The sequence below is a fragment of the Streptomyces sp. NPDC041068 genome, assembly GCF_040647455.1.
Lineage (GTDB): Bacteria > Actinomycetota > Actinomycetes > Streptomycetales > Streptomycetaceae > Streptomyces.
The window spans coordinates 121,808-140,405 of sequence record NZ_JBEZCG010000023.1 but is presented as its reverse complement, the minus strand read 5'-3'; the positions used below and the strand labels follow the sequence as shown (position 1 = coordinate 140,405).

Sequence of the window (18,598 nt, the reverse complement as noted above, 5' to 3'; positions counted from 1 at the left end):
TGTATTAAAGAGGTCTCCTCTACCGTTCGGGGGCCCTCCCCCCCCCGGCCGCCCCCCCCCCCGCGGACCGCAAGCGTTTCGCTACGACCCCCCCTGGGTGGTACGCGCTGCGCGCGTACCACCAACTGCAGTGCGAGCGCCTCGCGTTGCGAGGCGCGGCCGGCCTTCGGCCGTCCGGTGGCTTGCGCTGCGCTCCAGCCACGGTGACGCTCCGCGTCACCAGGCGTGCCACGCTCCGCGCGGCCCGCCCTCGGGCCTGCGGCCCGGCCGGTTAGGGGGTGGTGTCCTCGGGTTGAGTCGCTGCCAGGGCCCAGCGGGTGCTCTCGGTCGAGGTGTCGATGCCCACTGTGAAGGAACCCTCGACTATCCCCGGAGCTAGCGTTACTGACTTCGTGCCTGTTTCACCGGCCGGGCAATCCACCGTGAACTCGGCGACCTGGACCTGCTGGGACTCCATCGTCACCGCTGTGCTGCCGCCTCCCTCGCAGGCCACCGTGAGCACGGTCGGCAATCCCTTCCAGGCTCCCCCGGATACGACTCCCCCGTCCCCGGTACTCTCCTCCACCCACACCAGACCGTCAGGCCCAGGGTGCGGAAGAAGTCCTCCCGTGGCCGCGGCGGGCATGGATCCTCCCCCAGCGATCCCAACTACCGCCAATGCAGCCATCGTTAATGCCATGGTTGCTCTTCTCATGTTCTGTCCCTCCCATTCGCCTGTCATGACGGGGACAGTGTGGCGCGGGGAGGATCTGCACACCTGAGTACAGCTACTCATGCACTCACGGCCGGATGGCGCGCACGGGCTCGACACCCTGCAGATTCCTGGATTCTGTGCTTCATTTTGTAGAGGGGATAGACTCTGGAATCAGATTCCAGTACCTCCAGGCATCCGGGCAGCGCTGGTGATCGTTACTCCCGAAATGGTCCGATGCTGTTGGTCTGGTTCCGGGTCCGTTCACAGCAGTTGGCCTCACGCACGGTCCGCGGGACAAAGAAGATCGGAATAGCAGTGAAGGAACTCCGCCCCCACCAACGAGAAGCCATGGACACGGTGCTGCGGGCACTCGATCTGTCTGGAACAACGATGGTTCCTCCGCAGGGGTTCCGGACTCAGGTCATCATGGCCACCGGATCGGGAAAGACCCTCGTCGCCACCCGGAGCGCAGAAGAGCTGCGTGCGGGCCGCGTGCTGGTACTCGTCCCCTCCCTGGACCTGCTTGCCCAGACCGAAGCCGCATGGCGCGAGGGAGGCCGCCGCGGCCCGATGGTCGGGGTCTCGTCCCTGCAGGGCGAGGAAGTGCCCTTCCCCAACACCACGGACGTAAAGGAACTGGTCGACTGGGTGCGGCCGTTCAACAAGATCACCGTGTTCGCCACCTACGCCTCCCTCGGACTCGGCACACTGGAACGCGCGCACAAGACAGGCCTCCCCGGCTGGGACCTGATCGTCGTCGACGAGGCGCACCGGACCTCGGGGCGGCTGGGCAAGCCATGGGCGGTCGTCCACGACAACACCCGCATCCCAGCCCTGCGACGGCTGTACATGACCGCCACGCCGCGGCTGTGGCAGCTGGACGAAGACCAGCCGCAGGAGCAGGGCGTGCCGGGTGAGCTGGTGGCTTCTATGGAGGACGATCCGGACGGGCCGTTCGGTGCCCGCTGCTACACGCTGACGCTCTCGGAGGCGATCGACCGAGGGATCTGCGCGCCATACCAGGTGGTGTGCGTGGACATCGCCGACACCCAGCTCCAGGCCGCACAACTTCTGGGCGCTGAGGGGCATTCGGACAAGGTCCGCGGGGCACGGCTTGCCGCTCTGCAGACCGCGCTGCTCAAGGCGTCCTCGGAGGAGAACTTCCAGCGCACGCTGGTCTTCCACCACGTCGTCAAGGAAGCCGAAGCGTTCGCCACCGGCCTCCCCCACGTCGCGGCGCAGCTGCACGACTCCGAACCCGAGCTGTACCCGAAGACGATCTGGGCCAACTGGCTGTGCGGCGAGCACAAGCCGGGCCACCGGCGGCGGGTTCTCGGGGAATTCGCCGACAGGATCGCCACGGACGGCACCGTCGTGGAGAAGAGTTACCTCGGGTCCGTGAAGGTCCTCGGGGAAGGTGTTGACACGGCTAGGTGCGACTCCGTGTACTTCGCGGATGTGCGCGGCTCCATGCCCGACCTCGTCCAGGCCGTCGGCCGCGCACTGCGGATGCAACCCGGCGAGGGCAAGATGGCCTCGCTCGTGGTGCCGGTGCTGCTCGGGCCGGGCGAGACGGCGGACAACATGCTCACCTCCCGGGCTTTCGGCGGGCTGGCCAAGCTTCTGGAGGCGCTGCGGGCGCACGACGCCAGGATCGTGGAGAGCCTCACGGAGCAGCAGGCACCGAGCCGCTACAAGCCCGTCAGCAAGGACGGCAGCGGGAAGAGCAGGGGCGGGAGCGGCGAGGGCTCCGGGGACGTCAGTGCCCCAGCCAAGGCCCTGCTGAAGTTCTCCACGCCCCGCGACCCGGCCGCCCTCGCCGCATTCATCAACCTGCGCGTCCTCAACCCCGAACACGAACACTGGCGGCGCGGCGTGGAGGCCGCCGTCATCTACGCCCGCGAGCACGGTGACCTCCGCGTGCCGTTCACGTTCCGCGTACCCGCCGTCGACGACCAGGAGGCGGAAGCCACCGGGTGGCCGGCCTCGCTCGCCGGGTTCCCGCTCGGGCAGTGGACCGCCGACGCAAGGCGGTTCTACGCCCGCGGCGACATGGACGAGGACCGCATCGCCCAGCTGGAGAAGCTCGGCATGATCTGGTCCCACTTCGACGTCGCATGGGAGGAAGGCCTGTCCGCCGCGCGCGGGTGGGCCACCGAACACGGCCACCTCCTGGCCCCTCTCGATGCCACGCACCAGGGGTACCGGGTGGGCATCTTTCTGAAGAACGCGCGGGCCGCCGCCCGGCGCGCCCAGGACCTCGAGCAGCGCCAGGCCGAGGGACTGCCGGTCCAGTCGTGGGCTGGCGCTCTGTCCCCGGAGCGGCGCGAACAGCTCGAGGACATCGACCCCTCCTGGTGCCCGGCCTGGCCGGTGGAATGGCAGAGGGCCTTCCACCTCACCCGCCTCCACCTCGAAGAGATCGGCGGCGAGCTACCCGTCGAGCCGGGCGTCGTCGTACACCGCGGCGAGGACCTCGGACGGTGGGTGCGGGCGCAGCGCCTCAGCTGGGACAAGCTCACGACCGTGCAGCAGTGGATGTGTGAGCAGGTCCTCGGCATCACACCCGCGGCCGAGGACGAAAAGCCGCCCCCACGCCGTACACAAGCCGACAAATGGGCGCTCAACTACCAGGCCGCCAAACAGTTCCACAAACGCGAGGGACACCTGCGCGTGCCGAGGAAACACGTCGAACGCATAGCCGTCGACAGCGGGGACGACAATCGCGACGGCGAGAGCGACAGGTACCGGGAGGAACGAGAGATCAAGCTCGGGGCATGGGTCGGGAATCAGAGATCCAGAGCCGCGACGCTGACGCCAGAACGGATCGAACAGCTCTCCGCCATCGGCATGCGCTGGACGTAGGTCCCGACGGTTTGGCTCTGGAAGCGCCCCTGAGTCGATCCGCCGGCGCGGCGGCAGATCGGGCGTGAAAGCACCTCCTCGCACCACAAGGGCTGCGCCCATTACCAGTACCACCGGCGCGCAATGAGCCTGGACCCTTGAGATCACTACACCGCGGCCCGGGACGGCGATGACCGGGTCATCCGTCTGGAAGTCCGCCTCGGCATCAACTGGATCGAACCCTGCATCACGTATCTCACCCACATAGAAGTGGGAGTGCTCGATATCAACGATCCCGGCCCGGCTCATCACATGCATGCGCGCCAGCCTCACCTGCAAGGCGCGCTGGGACAAGAACGGTCGCCTCTGTCGGCAGCGTTCGACTGCATCGACCACGACCGCCTGATGTCCTCCATCGGTCAGTTCCCCGCCAGGGATCTGATCCGGGGCCGGCTCAAGGCGGGAGTGGTCGACCGCGCCTTCACCGTCACAGGACGGGTCCACCGCCGAGTCCGCCGCGCCGCAGGAGACGTCCGGCATCGGTGCCGCTCCGTGGATCGCCGCGGGGAGCGGCGGAGTTGCCGTGGCCGGCGCCGTCACCGCGGTGTGGCGCCACCGCCGCCGCGCCGGCTGAGACCGGGGCGGCTGGGGCCGGGCCGACAGCTGAACCGGCCCGCCCCGTTCACGGCGTTCCGTTCCCCTCCCGGTGTGGCTTCAGCAGGTGCTCCCAACCACGCCTGAGGGCCTCCCATTCCTCCTCGCACCCCTCGCTCCGGTCCTGGGTGAGGACGGTGCCGTCGACGAGGCGCTCATGGGTCTCGGGGCGGGCCCCGTACAGCCAGCACCGGTAGTTGGCCGCGCGGGCCGCGTCGGGGGAATGCTCATCGGAGAAGTCGATGTCCTCCAGGTCGCTGTCCTCGGCGTACAGCCGGTAGGTGTCGGCCACGGCGGCGAGCTGCCGCTGCCCGCGCGCGCCCTGCCGTATGAGCTGGTACGCGGCGAACTGATCGGCTACGTCTTCCTCCCGCCCGGCGAAGGGCAGTTCCCACTGGTCGATCAGCGCGTGCGCGCCCTCGTGGTACAGCGTCTCGCGCAGCGCGCCCTCGACCCGCTCGTCGAGATCCGACCGATCCGCACCCCAGAGCAAGTCGCGTGTCTCGCCGACGAACTCGTAGCAGACGACGATCCGCCCCGTCTCCGGGTCGTACTCGGCCTCGGGATCCTTGCAGGACTTGGCTGTCATCGTCACGCCGTCGGGCAGCCGGTATTGTTGGGCCAACGAACTGCGCACCTCTTCCAGGACGCGTCGCTTGCGCAGGAACTCCGCCTCCGCACCACTCCCCCGCTTCGGCGCCTCGTACGAGATGCCCCACGCGGCAGGCCCGGCGGCCGGAGGGGTGTCGGGCGCGCACGCCGCTATCACGCCGGCGGTGGCCGCCGCGCTGACCAGCGCGACCGCCCTAGAGACACGGCGCCGCGGCACCGACGGACAACGGAAGAAAGATGCCATAGGTGACATTCTCCCGTGTGGCTAGGGAACCTTGAGTGAATCGATCGGTGGCAGCGATCTATCCCTCAGCGCGAGTCCGGATCCCCATCGGCAGTCTCTCCACCGGGGCTACTCGGGATGGGAAGCCGTGCCTCCGCTGTATGGTCCCGACGAGGACGGTGCCCCCATAGCTCTGGACGACGCACGTCCAACTCGATAAGCGCACGCTGTGCGTCATCGCCCATCGCCGAGTCCACTTCCAGGGTGATGGTGCGAGAACCCGGCAAGTTGAGACCAGCTCGTCTCGATGCCGGCTCCGTCGCCACGGAAGCGGCCTCCTCACGGCTGCCTTCGCTCCGAGGAGTTCCCCCGAGTTCTGCGGCAAACGCGCTCACGAACGGGCCGAGCACAGTCGCCATGCTCACGGCGTGCGGTAGGCAGTCGGAGGTGCCCGTCGCCGGCGGCCACGGCTCCGACCGCCGCGACCGCCGCGCCGGGCCCGCCGGACTCGGCCATCGCCGTCGCGCCAGCCGACGCAGGCGCAGAACCAGGAGGGCCATCAAACCGCCTGCTCAGGCGCCGGATAACGGCCAAAGACCAGTGAGGGCAGCATGACGCCCATCTCGTCCCAAAGCATTTAGGATCTGGAAGCTCTCGCGCAAGGTTCAGTGGCACATGCTCAACCTCTGACGGCACAGGACACCGATGTCCTGTGTCACCGAAGGTTGAGCACCTGTCATCGAACTCTGCGCGGTGCCCGCCTGGCCCCATGCGGCGCGAACCGGCAGTGCCCCGCCTGCGTCTTCTGCGGTGCGGGTGCAGATCTCATGGCGCAGTCGCCGGATATTCGCTCTGACCGCACGTCGGACAACCTGAACGACGCGCTCGGAACGCTCGCTCGTGAGAGCTGGTCCGGGCTGACGCCAACGCAAGCATCGTCCTCGCATTGACGAGCGTGAGCCTGGGCTTCGCCGTAACAAGGACTCCCAGTCACCGGTCAACCGCCGCGCTGGCCGTGGGAGCAATGGGCGCAGTTTTCCCAGCGGTCGCGGTTGTGATCTTGCTTGTTCGCAGTCCGCCCGTCCCACGTCAACACCGTGGCCTCCGAAAGCTGGTCCCGCTGGGCAGCCATGGAGCCGGACGTGCTGCTGACGCAGATGCGCACAGACTTGCGGGCGGAGGGGTTGCGTTCTTGTCTCGCCTGGTCGGTCTGAAGTTCCGTCGGCTCCGTCTCGGGATCGGCTTCATCCTGGTCGGGGTGAGCCTTCTGTCCGTGGCCATGCCCCTGAGCCTGGTCCCGTGAGGCGATCAGGTTGGTCAAGCTCGATGGCAGGCGCTCAAGGTTCGGTCACACGGGACAACCGAACACGCGCCGGTCGCCTCGCCCGCTGACCCACTTCGCGCATTCCGCCACCTCGTGAACCGCATGCCGTCGGTTCCCCGGCCCGCAGGCCGGGTGGTGTTGCGGTCTAGGAGCAGCGAATGGTTTCCTCGATGCCACGCTCGGCGCCAGGCCACGTGAGGCGATAGGTGACGTTGCACGATCCCCCGCCCTTCCGGGGAGCGGCGGTCACCTCGACCGTCTTCGTCGTGCCCTTGGCGATCTTGCACACGATGAAGGTATGCACGTACAGGACGTGCTCCTCCCCCCGCTCATCCCTGATCACCCGCTTCCGCTTCTTCGTTTCGCAGCCCGGGGTCGTCGATGAGATGTCCTTGCTGCCGACCGAGAACCTGCCGTCGACTTCGCCCTTGCTGGTCACGTCGAACGTGAGGGCAGTCTCGCTGTCTCGGTCGCGGTGGCCTGGTGTCGCCTCGACCGTGAACGGCACGTCCTTTTTCGGGGAGGCCAGGGTGAAGGTGTGCGTCAGGCGGCCGGGGATGCGGGTTCCGCTGAAGTTGGCGAGTTCCTCGTCGTGGGCGAACGCCGATACGTCGGCGACCACGGTGTATGTGCCGGGTCCGACATAGGGGATCCAGCTGTTCACCGTTCCCTCGGCGATTTGCTGATCGCCACGGTACATCTTCCATGAGCCTGTGACGGTGCAGTGGTTCCACACCTTGCCGGGGTGGAAGCAGGTGGATCCCGTGGCGATGTTCATCAACTGCTGGGCCTCGTCAACCTTCGGGCACAGTTTGACCTTGGCGCCGTTACCGGCCCCAGAGAACCTCTGCTGTTCGCCGCAGTGCTCCTCTTGTCCGGCCTGCACGGTCGCCGCCCGCTGAGGGGAGGCGGCAGCGGCCTGGGCGGCGGGCAGGCCGCACAGGGTGGCGGCCACGGTCACAGCAGCCAGAAAGGTCCGTCGCATGTCTGGGGTACCTCACATCGCAAGGAAAGGGGGGGCAGGTCCGCAGTCTGGCTCGGGCAGCACTCCCCGGCGATGAATGCTCCGCCCGTGCCGCTCCACTTCACCTGATCAGCCCGGGCAGAACAGACAGGCGTGCCGCCGCCCTGCAGGCTGACTGCCCGTCAGCCAGGTCCGCGGACGGCCCTCGGCCAGGCCCTGCCGCACAGCCTGAACGCCACCAACCCGACCTCCCCGGCCGCGAAGCGGCTGTACCCCGCCCACCGGACGGTCGCCTCCGAGACCGCAAAAGCCCCGCGTCCCTCGGGCCGTCGCAGCGGCCTGAGCATCAGAAGTCCCAGTCCAGTTCATCCCCGTCGACGGCGACAGGCCGGTAACCGTCCACCGCCTCGCCGGTCTCCAGAGCCGTGGCTGTCGCGTCCAGGAGAGCCGGCAGCGACGCCCACATGGGGTGGTGCGAAAAGGAGCACCCCGTCTCATGATCGGCATCGCCGATCCTCCCGCGGCGACGACAGGGGCGCTGGTCCACGATGAGGTAATCCCCCGCACCGTCAAAGGCGAAGGGGATCCACTGCGCATGCCACCACGGCCCGTACTCCCCGTCCGGGTCGCCTTCCTCTGCTCCCGCCGGCTCATCTCCGTAGATCCTCATGCGTGTCTGCCAGGCCCTGGTGATGCTCCGCACCTCGAGCAACGACCAGAACGGTGGCAGCAGGTCGTAGTGGCCCATGCCGTTGTGCCGCAGCAAGGACTCCACCAAGGGCTCGGGGAACGGCTGCCCGATGGCCTTTTCGGCCACGGCAATCGCCGAGCGCTCCGCCGGTGGGCCAAGAGCAGCAGCCGTACGGGGCGTGCGCCGGGCGAGCCAAGCCTCTATACGGGTCCACGACTCGGATACCGACGACGTCACCCTGGGATGATGCCCGTTCGATGCGCCGCTGAACGGCAGGATCCGAGACGGGTTCCGACAGGCAGCCCCCCGGCAGAAGGAACGGCGAGGGCCCAGGCCATGCGTGGGGTCCGGGCCCTCGCCGTATTCGTTCGCGCGCTCAGCCCACGACGGTGGCCCCGCCCGTCCGCAGGCTCAGGGCCGCCGCCGGACGGCGCCGGCCGTGCCTGCAAGCGGCTTCGAGACCACGGCCGCGGGCCCACAACCTGCTGGTCCCGTGACCGCACCGGTTCTCGCCGGGGTGGTGCAAGACCGCACCCGCACCCGCTGAGGCGGACGCGCTCACAGAACTGCCACCCGAAGAACCCGGCGAACCCGGTGAACCAGACGAACCAGGGCAGTCACAGCACTAGCCGGCCTGCCTGGAGCAGGTCTGGTCGTGGATGGGCAGTTCGCCGGTGGCCAGGTAGCGGTTGACCCCGTTGTCGACGCAGGCATTCTCGTAGAGACCGTAGATCGCGTGCCGGTTGGCGCCCTTGACAGTGATCAGCTTGGAGCTCGGCAGCAGGCCGTGCAGGGCGACGGCGCCCTTGTGCGCGGTGCGCGGGTCGCCGGTGGCGGACACGATCAGCGCCTTGGCGTCGTGCTTCACCTCGGTGGGCCTCTCACGGGGCCGGTCCCAGAAGGCGCACGGGCCGATGTTGTTGTTCATCGCACCGAAGCGCGGGTACGTGGCGCGGCCGCGCCGGATGTCCCGCCAGTAGACCTCCGGGTCGCGCGGGGCCGCCCTGTCCCCGCAGATGACCGCGGTCTGCGAACTGCCCATGTTCGACTGCTCGCCGGTCGTCGCGAGCCGCAGGAGCCCGGCGAACTGCGGCGAGAGCGTGGTCGGCCGCCCGGACGCGGCCCTGTTCAGCACGGACACCTGCTCACCGAGAAACGCCCGGGAGGTGCCGGTGTCGCTGTCGAGCCCGGCGAGGAGGACGAACGGGACCTGGGTGTCGTCGAGCCGGAAGGCGTCCGGGGCGGTGCCGACGGCCAGCGGGCCGCGCGCGGACCTCTTGATGATCCGGTCGATGGTGGCGAGGACCTGGGCGCGGGTGCGGCCGAGGTGGTAGGTGTCGTTCCGGGCGGCGGCCCAGGTGGCCCAGTCGGCGAGCGCCCGCTCGTTCTCGCCGACGGCCTCCTTCAGCAGCCGGGGACCGAACTTGCGCGGGTCGATGGCACCGTCGAGGACCATGCGGTCGGTGCGGCCGGGGAACATCTGGGTGTAGACGGTGCCGAGGTAAGTGCCGTACGAATAGCCGAAGTAGGAGATCTTCCTCTCGCCGAGCGCGCCGCGGATGACGTCCATGTCGCGGGCCGTGTTGCGGGTGCTCACGTGCGGCAGCACATCGGCGTTGGTGGCGCGGCACCTGGCGGCCAGGTCCTTGTGGAGGCCGACCTGACGCTCGAAGCTCGCCCGGCCCAGACCCGCCGAGAAGAGATTCGTGCCGACGTTCCAGCCGCAGTCCAGCGGGGTGCTGCGGCCGACGAAGCGCGGGTCGAAGCCGACGATGTCGTACCGCGGACCCGTCTTCTTCATCCACGCGTGGAACTCCGGCGGGGACTGGACGGCGCCGTTGCCGGGGCCGCCGTTGTTGAGCAGGATCGAGCCGATGCGGTGGCGGGTGTCGGTGGCCTTGAGCCGGGATATCGCGACGGTGATCGTACGGCCCCGGGGCTCGGAGTAGTCGAGCGGCACGGTGACGTCCGCGCACTGCACACCGGCCCTGTCCAGGCCGCGGCCCATGCTGTCCTCCCGGCCCCTGGCGCAGCTGCCCCAGCCCAGGCGCTGGTCGTAGTAACGGTCGAGGTAACGATCGAGCCCGGCCCCGGACGTCGACACGGTGAGGGCTGCCGTGGCGGTCGCGGCGGGGGCCGCGCCGAGGCAGGCGGCGAGGGCCAGGCCCACGGCCGAGATGCGGCGCACAGCCGAGCTGGCGGTGATCACAGAGTCTCCTCGACGCGCTGGGCGTCGCGCCCGGCAGTGCCTGCCCCATGCGCCGCGTTCCCCGTGAGTACGAAAATCGCCACCCCGTCCGCCACGACGGCCAACGCTGCTGCGCAACGGGCCGGTTGAGGCCTGCCACAGAAGGAACTCGTCGCACTGCCCTGTAGATGTCTCATACCGTCAGACGTTAAGCGGAACAGCTACCCCCACTCACTGCAGCAGTCCCCCCACTCCCGATGGGGCCACCCCCACCAACGACCGCCAGTGCCAACCGACCGCCGGTGCCAACGGCCGCCTCACTGCCACATTCCAGACCGCGTGCCTCTCCAGCCCGGCAACCATGCGGCCAGCGCACTCAAGACGCGCGATTCCGGGCGATGGGCCAGCTCACCGGAACGTCACGAACAATCCCGCACAGCGAACGCCGGCTGCAATCACCGTCCCCGTCCCCGTCCCACGGCCCACCGCCCTTCGCTCCCACCGCTCCCACAGGTGGGGAAAAGCACCGCGCAGCACCGACCCTCGTCTCCCCCACCCCACCACCCCGCCAACCCGCCAACCCGCCAACCCGCCACAGACAACACTGATGTCAGGACGTTCATCCACGCACCGATCGGAACGTTTCTGCCCAGCAGGGTCTCTCACTACCTGTACGGCTGTACCCCTATCAGAGGAGTTGTTCTGCATGGTGCGTCGCTTTCGCGTCCTGCTGCTGACCGCCCTGGCGCTGGTCCTGGGTCCGGTGATGTCGTCCGCTCCGGCCTCCGCCGTCATCGGCGGGTCAAAAAGCACCTACGGCCCGTGGGCGGTACGCATGCTCGTCGACGGCAAACCCGCATGCACCGGGACAGCGGTCGCCCGCCAGTGGATCCTCACCGCCTCCCACTGCTTCTACGAGCAGGCACAACCGGTCGCCGACCAACGGATCTCCTTCCGGGTGGGCAACCTCGACATGCGCAGAGGCACCACGGTCCGCCCCATCCCCCGCAAACGCGTGGGCAGCGCACACGCCGACATGATGCTCATCAAGGTCACACCGATGAACGTCCCCACCGCGCGCCTGTCCACCGCCGGCGTCCACCGCGGCCAGACCGTACGGCAGTACGGGTGGGGCGCCACCTGCACCAACGACGAGAGCGCCTGCCAGTCCCCCGTCCTCAAGCAGTCGGACCTGAAGGTCGTACGCCCCAACGACCCCCTGTGCGCAGGACACACCGCACCCGGCGGCCCCGACTTCTGCATGAAGAAGGTCTCCGGAATCCCCGCCGGAGGCGACTCCGGAGGCCCCGTGATGACCACCGGCCCGCGCGGCACCGAAACCCTCATCGGCGTCTTCAACGGCTCCGACCGGGAGAAAAGCGCCGAGGCCGGGGAAGTCTCCCAACAACTCACCTGGATCCACTCAGTCATCCGACGATAACCCCGAAGCCGAGGAGGACGAGGACCGCTGGCGTGCACGGCGAGAGGCCCGGCAGGTGCGTGGCTCGCTTGTCGGGCAGTGGCGCAGCGCGGCAGCCAGTCTTCACCGCTGCCACCGGGTTCTTGATCTGTTTCCCTGGCTGAAGTCCTGGGCCGATGCCGGTATGCGGTGCAAGGCCGATCATGTCGCTCAGAGGTCATGACCGGCATAGAGGGTGGGCCGGCAGGTCGGGCAGGTACAGCGAGCGTTCCTGCGAGGTGAAGCTTCGCTGTACAGCGCGGCAGATCTTGCGGATGGATTGGGCTGGGGTGGGCAGTTCGCCTTCCCACAGCTGCACCGTTTCGAGACCGCCGGTGGCCTGGGTGCGGCCGTCCGGGCTGAGCGCTACTGCGAACACGGGCCCGCTGTGGCTGGTGAGGGTACGGCGGGCCTGTCCGGTCGCGGTGTCCCACAACCGCATTACTCCTGCGGCGTCACCGGTGGCCAGGGTGCGGCCATCCTTGCTCAATGCCACCGCGTGAACAGAGCCCATGAGACCAGTGAGGGTGTGCCGGGGCTTTCCACCAGGTACTTCCCACAGCCGAACCGTCTCGGTGTCCTCGTCTCCGCTGCTAACGGTGGCCAGGGTGTGGCCGTCCGGGCTGAGCGCTGCTGCGGACACGATCCCGATGCGGCTGGTGCGGCGGGCCTGGCCCGTCGCGGCGTCCCACCGCTTCACGGTCCCTGCGCTGGAGACGGCCGTCAGAGTGCTCCCGTCCGGGCTGAACGCCATCGCGCGCACGGACTCGTTGGGGAAGGAAAGGGTCCGCCGGAGCTTCCCCTCGGTCACATCCCACAGCCGTACCGCCGCCCTGTCAGCGGTGGCCAGGATGTCCTTGACGGGGCTGCGGCCGCGGCGATCGACAGCGGCGACGCCGCGATCGCCGACTTCCTCACGGACGGCTTCGAGGCGGCGATCACGGAAGATCTGCGCGTGGCCACCGCGGCGGTGATGGCCACGGGTGACAAGGCCGTGAACCGCGACGGCAGCGCCGCCCTGGACGCGGGCACCCGGGCAGCGTTGGAGCAGTTCCTCACCGAAGGCCAGTACGTCGCACGCACGGAAGACATGCGGGTCCAGGCCTCCAAGCTCATGGTGAGTGCGGGGCCGGAGGTGCAGAAGTACGCGTCCCGAGCCCTTTCCGGCAGCGGCGAGGACATCGAATGGTTCCTCGATACCGGCCAGCACATCGCCCGGGCCCGCGACCAGGAATCCACGAAGATCGAGGAACTCGTCGCCGTCGTCGAACGCGAGGGCAAGAAGGCCGACGCGAAGACCAAGCAGGCCGAGGAGGCAGCGGCCCGCGCTCTGGAGTCCGCCGCGAAGGCCAAGGAAGCGGCGGAGAAGGCCGCCGCCGAGGCCCAGGCGGCCCAGGACGACGTACGCAAGTCCGGCAGGGCCGCCCGCAAAGCGGCCGAGGCCGCGAAGGGCGCGGCCGATTCGGCCCGCGTCGCCATCCGCGCCTCCCACGCCGCCGTCCAAGCCTCCCGTCGCGCCGCCTACGCCGCGAGCGCGGCGAGTCAGGCCGCAGCGGCCGCCGGATCCGCCGCAGCCAGGGCGTACGGTGCCGCCATCGCCGCCTCGAAGGACGCCTCCAAGGCGTCCGCCGCCAAGGATGCCGCCGTCGCCGCCCGCAACGCCGCGGCCCGAGCCCGCAGCGCATCGAACGCTGCCGGCCACGCCGCCACGGCCGCGGCCCAGGCCACGAACGCCGGATCCGCCGCCGCATCGGCGGCCCGCAACGCCGCCGCTGCCGCGAACGCCTCCGCCGCGGCCGCGTCCGCCGCGGGCAAGGCACAGGCCGAGGCGGCCGAGGCCAAGCGACAGGCGCAGATAGCCAACACCAACGCCGCGATCGCCACCAACGCCGCCGGAACGGCACAGGCGTTGGCGAACACAGCGGCCAAGGCCGCCCGCACGGCACGGGACGCGGCGAACAGCGCCGCCGACCACGCCGAGAAGTCCGCGGAGGCCGCGGAGTGGGCCGCCAAATACGCGGGCCAGGCCGTCGAGTACGCGAAGAAGTCCACGGAGTTCGCCAACGAGGCCACCAAGGCGGCGAACACCGCCACCGACGCAGTCAAGCAGGCGGTCGAGGTGGAGAAGCAGGCGCGAGAAGCCGAATGGCAGCGTCTGGACGAGGACATGAAGGAGGCGATCGAGGAGACTCGGCTGCTCGCGCAGCTCGAGGAGGTGGACAGGGCAGAACTGGTCGACCGACGTACGCAGGCCGAGAAGCTGGAGAAGGCCACTCAGGACCTCATCACCCGGGCCGAATCCGCCCTGAAATCCGGCGACATGGGGCTGTCGGCCACCCTCGGACGCAAGGCGGCCCTGGTCTTCATGGACTCCCGTGGCACCTGGTCGCGCGAGGCTGCTCGGTTCGCTCTGTGCGGCGCGGACGCCGACATCCACGCCTGGGTCGACACCGACCGGCAGATCGCACAGCGGCAGGACGACCGGGAGACCGCCCTCTACCTCGCCCAGACCTGTCCCCCGGACGTGGCCGATGCCGTCACCAAGGCGCTGGAGAGCGACGATCCGGACGCTGCCACCAAGTTCCTCGGATCCGGCGCCGTTGAAACCGCGGCCACGGACAACCGTGTCGTGGTCAGCCGCCTCCTGGCCGACAACCCTGGCAGCGCGGTGAAGAAGGCGGCGAACGACGCGCTCGACGCCGGTACCGGCAAGGCCCTGTACGAGTTTCTCACCGACACCTACGGCGCGGTGCAGCAGGAGGACGACGCAGTGGCCACGGCCGCCGTCATCGGCACAGCCGGCCCGTACACCAAGGCCCACGCCCAGGCGGCGATGGAGGGCCCGGCGTGGATGCGCCGCAACTTCCTCGCCTCTGTGCAGTACAAGACCGCGCAGCTCGATCACGACTCCGCCACCCATATCGCCGCCATGCAAGGCGCCATCGCCGCTGCCGCGAAGATCGCGCACAGAGCGCAGGAAGACGCGGCGCGTGCGCAGGAGGCGGCGGCGAAGGCCCGTAACGCCGCGACGGAGGCCCTGCAGTGGGCGGACAAGGCGAAGAAGTCGGCCGAGCAGGCCGCCGGTTACGCCAAGCAGGCAGATGCGAACGCCGACACCGCGGAGAAGTCGGCCAAGGCCGCGCAGGCCTCTGCCGACCAGGCCAAGAAGGCGGCCGCCACCGCCCGCACGGCCGCGCGCTCGGCGAACTACTCCGCCAATCGCGCGGTGGACGCCGCCCGTCGCGCGGTGGCCTCGGCCAACTCGGCCCAGGCGTCGGCGTCTTCCGCCCGTGCCTCTGCCATCCAGGCGGGCAAGGACGCGAGGACGGCGGCAACGGCCGCGAGCCAAGCGCAGCAGATCGTCATCGCCAAGCGGAAGGCCGAGATCGCGGCGGCGGCGAGAAGGGCCGCCGAGGAAGCACGCCGGGCCAAGCAGGCCGGGATGAACCCGGCCGACTCACCCGACCACGACAACGTCAAAGGCGGCCTCCCCTGGTGGCAGGAGGGCGCGCGTTGGATGGCGAACGCCACCAACTGGGCCAGCATCGGCACCGGGTTCGCCGCCGCAGCCGTCGGCCTCGCAGGCCTGGGTGCGGGCTTCTTCGTCATCACCGCCCCTGCTGTGCCGTTCCTGGAAGGCGCCGCTCTCGGCCTCAGCAAGCTCTCGCTGGCCTTCGCCGGGCTCAATGTCCTGTTCACCGGAATCGGCTACGGCTTCGGAAGCGGCAAGTTCAAGTCCTCCCTCGCCAGCGCCGCCCTGAGTGCCATCACCTTCGGTCAGTCCAAGTGGATCGGCGCTCTCGGCGGCTCCCGGGTCGCCACGAAGCTCTCACAGGCCGGCCACGACCTGATCTCCCCGATCAGCGGCCTCCTGGGGTTCTAGGGATTCCCGAGATTCCCGCAGACGCCCATGTGTACGAGGACCGGCGGCACCACTGCTGTCGGCCCTCGTCACACCGCAGAAGTCAGTGCGCTGTCCAGGTCACGTTCCTCAGCACAGCTCCGCGTGTACTACCGCGAGGGTTTACCCGAGTTCAACCCTCCGTGGGATGACGTGCAGTCGGCACACAAGGACCGTATGCATCACAGGGCCGATGACCGCGATCAGGGACAGCCCATGACAGTGGGCGCTGGCGGGGCCCGAGGGGGAATCATGAAGTCAGGGGCAAGGCTGAGGAACACGGTTCGCTGTCTGGGCGTCACCGCGGCCGGGGCGGCGCTGGTCGTGGGGCTGACGGGCTCCGCGCATGCCGGCGGCGGCAAGTTCCTCGCCATCACGCAGGATTACTGCGGTTCGGCCAAGGGCCTGTACCACTACATCGCGGATGGCCAGGCCAAGGGAAAGACGTACTACGACACGTGGTGGGACTTCGACGTCTTCGACCACTGCAAGGACGGCAAGGGTGTCTCGCTCTACACCAAGTACAACAAGTGGAACGGCACCCAGTGGGTGCCGAAGACCGACACGTTCCACCGGATCGGCGCCTATGGAGAAGGCAACAACGTGGCGGACGTCCGCATCTTCGTGTGCCTGGTGGGTAGTGCCCGGTCCTGCGGTGAGATCGTGGCTGACCACAACTGAGCCGGATTCCGTCCTGTCACGGTCCGCTGTGGACGGTGACAGCGATCGTGTCGATCACAGTGCCCTTCCCGGGATTCCACCGGCAGCGGAGCGTCGGTGGAATCCCGGGCTTGGTGGCTGCGCCGTTCTGGTCAGCCCGGCGAGCCGGCGTTCTCGGCCGGCGCGACGTCCTGGAGGCTGTCGTCGTCGCTGCCGGCAGTGGCGTCATTGATGATGGCGTCGTCGTAGGCAGGCGTGATGACCGTGCCACCGGGCGAGCCGTGGTCGTCTCCCAGGGCGGAGAAGCCGCCACCAGGCGAGCCGTGGCCATCGCCCATCGGAGCCAGACCTCCACCCGGCGAGCCGGCGTTGTCACCCATCGGTGCGATGCCGCCGCCAGGAGCGCGGCTGCCGTCGCCCATGGCCTCCGCCCCCTGCTCCACGACTGGTGCGACTCCCCCTCCTGGGCTGCCGCCGTTCTCCGCCGTCGCTATGCCGGCAGCGATACCGACTCCGCCCCCAGCAAGGAGCACGACCGCCGCAGCACGCATAACCATCGCCTTGATCATCGAATTCCCCGTTCTCCTGTCGCAATTGAGGTGATGGTCAGCCGTCCAGGAGCCCTTGGGTCACCTCTTTCGGCCCTGGCCGAAACCTCCGGTCCGGGCTACATCAGCCGACCAGAGGTCCGTCGCCCGCAGGAACACTGCCATCCACGCCAGGCCTGGACATCTCTGCTCGGCTCCTCGGAAGTCCTAGGCCGCCCCGCAGTGGTGCGCGTACGGAGCCCCGTCGGCCGATGCCAACAAGCCGCCGAGCCATCTTTCCGGACGGTAATGCGCGCGGGACGATGCAGCGTTCGTACGCCGAGGTGCGGCACCCCGGGATCACACAGACCTGCACCGCCTCCCGCGGCATCGGTCTGTTGCTCACGCAGGTTTTCTGCAACCGAGCCACCTGCCCTCTCGGGCGGCGGCAATCTGGTGGGGTGCAGATGACAGAGGGCTTTGTGACGACTGCCGCGTCCGTCGCGGCGGGTGTTCTTATCGCCGCGACCATTGAAGTGGCCGCCTACGGACGCGCGGTTCAACAGTGGCTTCAGTTGCACCTGGAGGTGCTCGACCGCGCCGAGAGGATGAAGGAGGCCTCTCAGCTCTCGCGCGAGGAGCGCATCGAGCTTTTCTCCAGTACGGCACGGCTCCTCCCCCGATGGTCATCGGGAATGTTGAGAAGCATCGCGTCCTGGACCGCCGGCATGTGGTGGGGCACCGTGATGGTTCTTCAAGCAGTGGCCATCGGCATGTGCTTGTTGTGGCTGGGAGATCCGAAGCACCCGGCATCGCCAGAGCAAGCGGAGTACGTGGCCGCCTTTGTGACTGCCGGCGCTGCGACAGTGGCCCTGTTTCCCATGTGGCGGTTCCTCGGTGTCCCCTTCGGGTCTTTGTACGCCCACATCGAGGACCTTGCAGCCAAGGAGATGGAGAGACGCATCGTTGAACAGGTTCACCGTGCAGGGCACGGCGACACCTGACGCCCCTCACCACAGATGGCCGTTGGCACGCCAGCAGCCTTGGAACCGTCCCGCGACGGGGAAGCAACCGCCTTGGATACCGCCTCGGTGGGAATGATCGGCGCTGCGTGTGGCGGAACACTGCCTGGCGCAGGGGCCGCCGTCGAACCCCACGCCCCACGCCCCGCTTGACGAAGGAGGCAGGGGCTCCCAAGAGCACAACGAGACCAGGACCACACCGCGGCACATCCGTCGACACTTCCATACCGCCGACAACTCCCGCGCAGCGGTGACCGAACCGACCGACGCCGCCTTCGCCTCCTTCGCCAACTTCCCCGACTTCGCCGCCCGCGGCACCGCATCATGTCCCCTCGAGCCCGGGCCGTATCGTTCGTGCCCGGGCCCGCTGATGGCTCCAATCCGTCGGATTCCTCAGGCCTCGGTCCGCTTCTCCAGGCGGCTGCCCCGTGGCATGGTGATGGACATGATGTCGCTCGGGGCATCCAGGGCGATGCGGTGCCACCGCCCGCGCGGCACGACAGCTGCTGTGCCGGCGGTCAGCTTGATCTGCTCCTCTTCGTCTCCCGGCTGCTGCGGGCGCAAGCAGACGCGTATCCCACCCGTGAGACAGGAGACGACTTCTTCCGCGGCGGTGTGGACTTCCCAGTGGTCGCCGTGGACGTCGGCATCGGTCTCCACATGGAAGGTCATCACCTGCCAGCCGTCCCGCTCGGGGTCGAAGACCGGCTGCTCAGCGCGTACTTGGCCTCCTGGCCGGAGGTGGACAAAAGAAGCGTAGAGATCGATCGGAGTGACGGTCATGCCGGGACTTCCCTTCTGCGGTGAATTTGTTCCATAGGCGTTAAGCCTTAGG

The 18,598-nt window shown here is 68.7% G+C and carries 13 protein-coding genes; 5 read left to right on the top strand and 8 right to left on the bottom strand.

What is annotated here, in order from left to right; translation table 11 throughout:
• The first annotated feature begins 1,003 nt into the window (after positions 1-1,003).
• A complete protein-coding gene (locus tag AB0B50_RS39025; RefSeq protein WP_362340935.1) occupies positions 1,004-3,559 on the top strand; it encodes a Helicase associated domain protein in 2,556 nt (851 codons plus the stop codon).
• A gap of 661 nt (positions 3,560-4,220) precedes the next feature.
• Here AB0B50_RS39025 and AB0B50_RS39020 read toward each other — a convergent pair.
• From AB0B50_RS39020 to AB0B50_RS39000, 5 genes are all read right to left on the bottom strand, one after another.
• Positions 4,221-5,048 (bottom strand): DUF4344 domain-containing metallopeptidase, encoded by an 828-nt coding sequence (locus AB0B50_RS39020; RefSeq protein WP_362340922.1) that lies wholly within the window; start codon positions 5,046-5,048, stop codon positions 4,221-4,223.
• A gap of 976 nt (positions 5,049-6,024) precedes the next feature.
• Positions 6,025-6,348, bottom strand: coding sequence for a hypothetical protein (locus AB0B50_RS39015; RefSeq protein WP_362340919.1), 324 nt, complete (start codon positions 6,346-6,348; stop codon positions 6,025-6,027).
• Between the two features lie 148 nt (positions 6,349-6,496).
• On the bottom strand, positions 6,497-7,306 hold the full coding sequence (locus AB0B50_RS39010; RefSeq protein WP_362340917.1) for a hypothetical protein: 810 nt from the start codon (positions 7,304-7,306) through the stop codon (positions 6,497-6,499).
• 355 nt (positions 7,307-7,661) lie between these two features.
• On the bottom strand, positions 7,662-8,243 hold the full coding sequence (locus tag AB0B50_RS39005) for an SMI1/KNR4 family protein (RefSeq protein WP_362340915.1): 582 nt from the start codon (positions 8,241-8,243) through the stop codon (positions 7,662-7,664).
• Between the two features lie 388 nt (positions 8,244-8,631).
• Positions 8,632-10,215, bottom strand: a complete 1,584-nt coding sequence (locus AB0B50_RS39000) for an alpha/beta hydrolase (protein WP_362340912.1) — start codon at positions 10,213-10,215, stop codon at positions 8,632-8,634.
• A gap of 685 nt (positions 10,216-10,900) precedes the next feature.
• On the opposite strand from AB0B50_RS39000, the gene AB0B50_RS38995 reads away from it, so the two are divergent.
• A complete protein-coding gene (locus AB0B50_RS38995; protein WP_362340909.1) occupies positions 10,901-11,635 on the top strand; it encodes a trypsin-like serine protease in 735 nt (244 codons plus the stop codon).
• 196 nt (positions 11,636-11,831) lie between these two features.
• Here the strand turns inward: AB0B50_RS38995 and AB0B50_RS38990 are convergent, their stop codons facing one another.
• A complete protein-coding gene (locus tag AB0B50_RS38990) occupies positions 11,832-12,464 on the bottom strand; it encodes a WD40 repeat domain-containing protein (protein WP_362340906.1) in 633 nt (210 codons plus the stop codon).
• Between the two features lie 144 nt (positions 12,465-12,608).
• Between AB0B50_RS38990 and AB0B50_RS38985 the strand changes: the two genes are divergently transcribed.
• On the top strand, positions 12,609-15,536 hold the full coding sequence (locus AB0B50_RS38985; protein WP_362340903.1) for a hypothetical protein: 2,928 nt from the start codon (positions 12,609-12,611) through the stop codon (positions 15,534-15,536).
• 270 nt (positions 15,537-15,806) lie between these two features.
• The gene (locus AB0B50_RS38980; RefSeq protein WP_362340900.1) at positions 15,807-16,235 is read left to right on the top strand and encodes a hypothetical protein; all 429 of its coding nucleotides are present in this window, start codon (positions 15,807-15,809) and stop codon (positions 16,233-16,235) included.
• Between the two features lie 131 nt (positions 16,236-16,366).
• Here AB0B50_RS38980 and AB0B50_RS38975 read toward each other — a convergent pair whose 3' ends face one another.
• Entirely contained in the window at positions 16,367-16,636 is a 270-nt protein-coding gene (locus AB0B50_RS38975; RefSeq protein WP_362340897.1) for a hypothetical protein, read from the bottom strand.
• A 566-nt stretch (positions 16,637-17,202) separates the two neighbouring features.
• Between AB0B50_RS38975 and AB0B50_RS38970 the strand changes: the two genes are divergently transcribed.
• A complete protein-coding gene (locus AB0B50_RS38970) occupies positions 17,203-17,745 on the top strand; it encodes a hypothetical protein (protein WP_362340895.1) in 543 nt (180 codons plus the stop codon).
• Positions 17,746-18,156: 411 nt separating this feature from the next.
• Here the strand turns inward: AB0B50_RS38970 and AB0B50_RS38965 are convergent, their stop codons facing one another.
• Positions 18,157-18,546: a cupin gene (locus tag AB0B50_RS38965; RefSeq protein ID WP_362340893.1), complete on the bottom strand. Its 390-nt coding sequence runs from the start codon at positions 18,544-18,546 to the stop codon at positions 18,157-18,159.
• Positions 18,547-18,598 lie beyond the last annotated feature (52 nt).

Bases quoted from the DNA above. Each gene is read 5' to 3' on its own strand.
- AB0B50_RS39020 (WP_362340922.1), bottom strand. From the start codon at position 5,048: ATGGCATCTTTCTTCCGTTGTCCGTCGGTGCCGCGGCGCCGTGTCTCT.
- AB0B50_RS38995 (WP_362340909.1), top strand. From the start codon at position 10,901: ATGGTGCGTCGCTTTCGCGTCCTGCTGCTGACCGCCCTGGCGCTGGTC.
- AB0B50_RS38980 (WP_362340900.1), top strand. From the start codon at position 15,807: ATGAAGTCAGGGGCAAGGCTGAGGAACACGGTTCGCTGTCTGGGCGTC.
- AB0B50_RS38975 (WP_362340897.1), bottom strand. From the start codon at position 16,636: ATGGGCGACGGCAGCCGCGCTCCTGGCGGCGGCATCGCACCGATGGGT.
- AB0B50_RS38965 (WP_362340893.1), bottom strand. From the start codon at position 18,546: ATGACCGTCACTCCGATCGATCTCTACGCTTCTTTTGTCCACCTCCGG.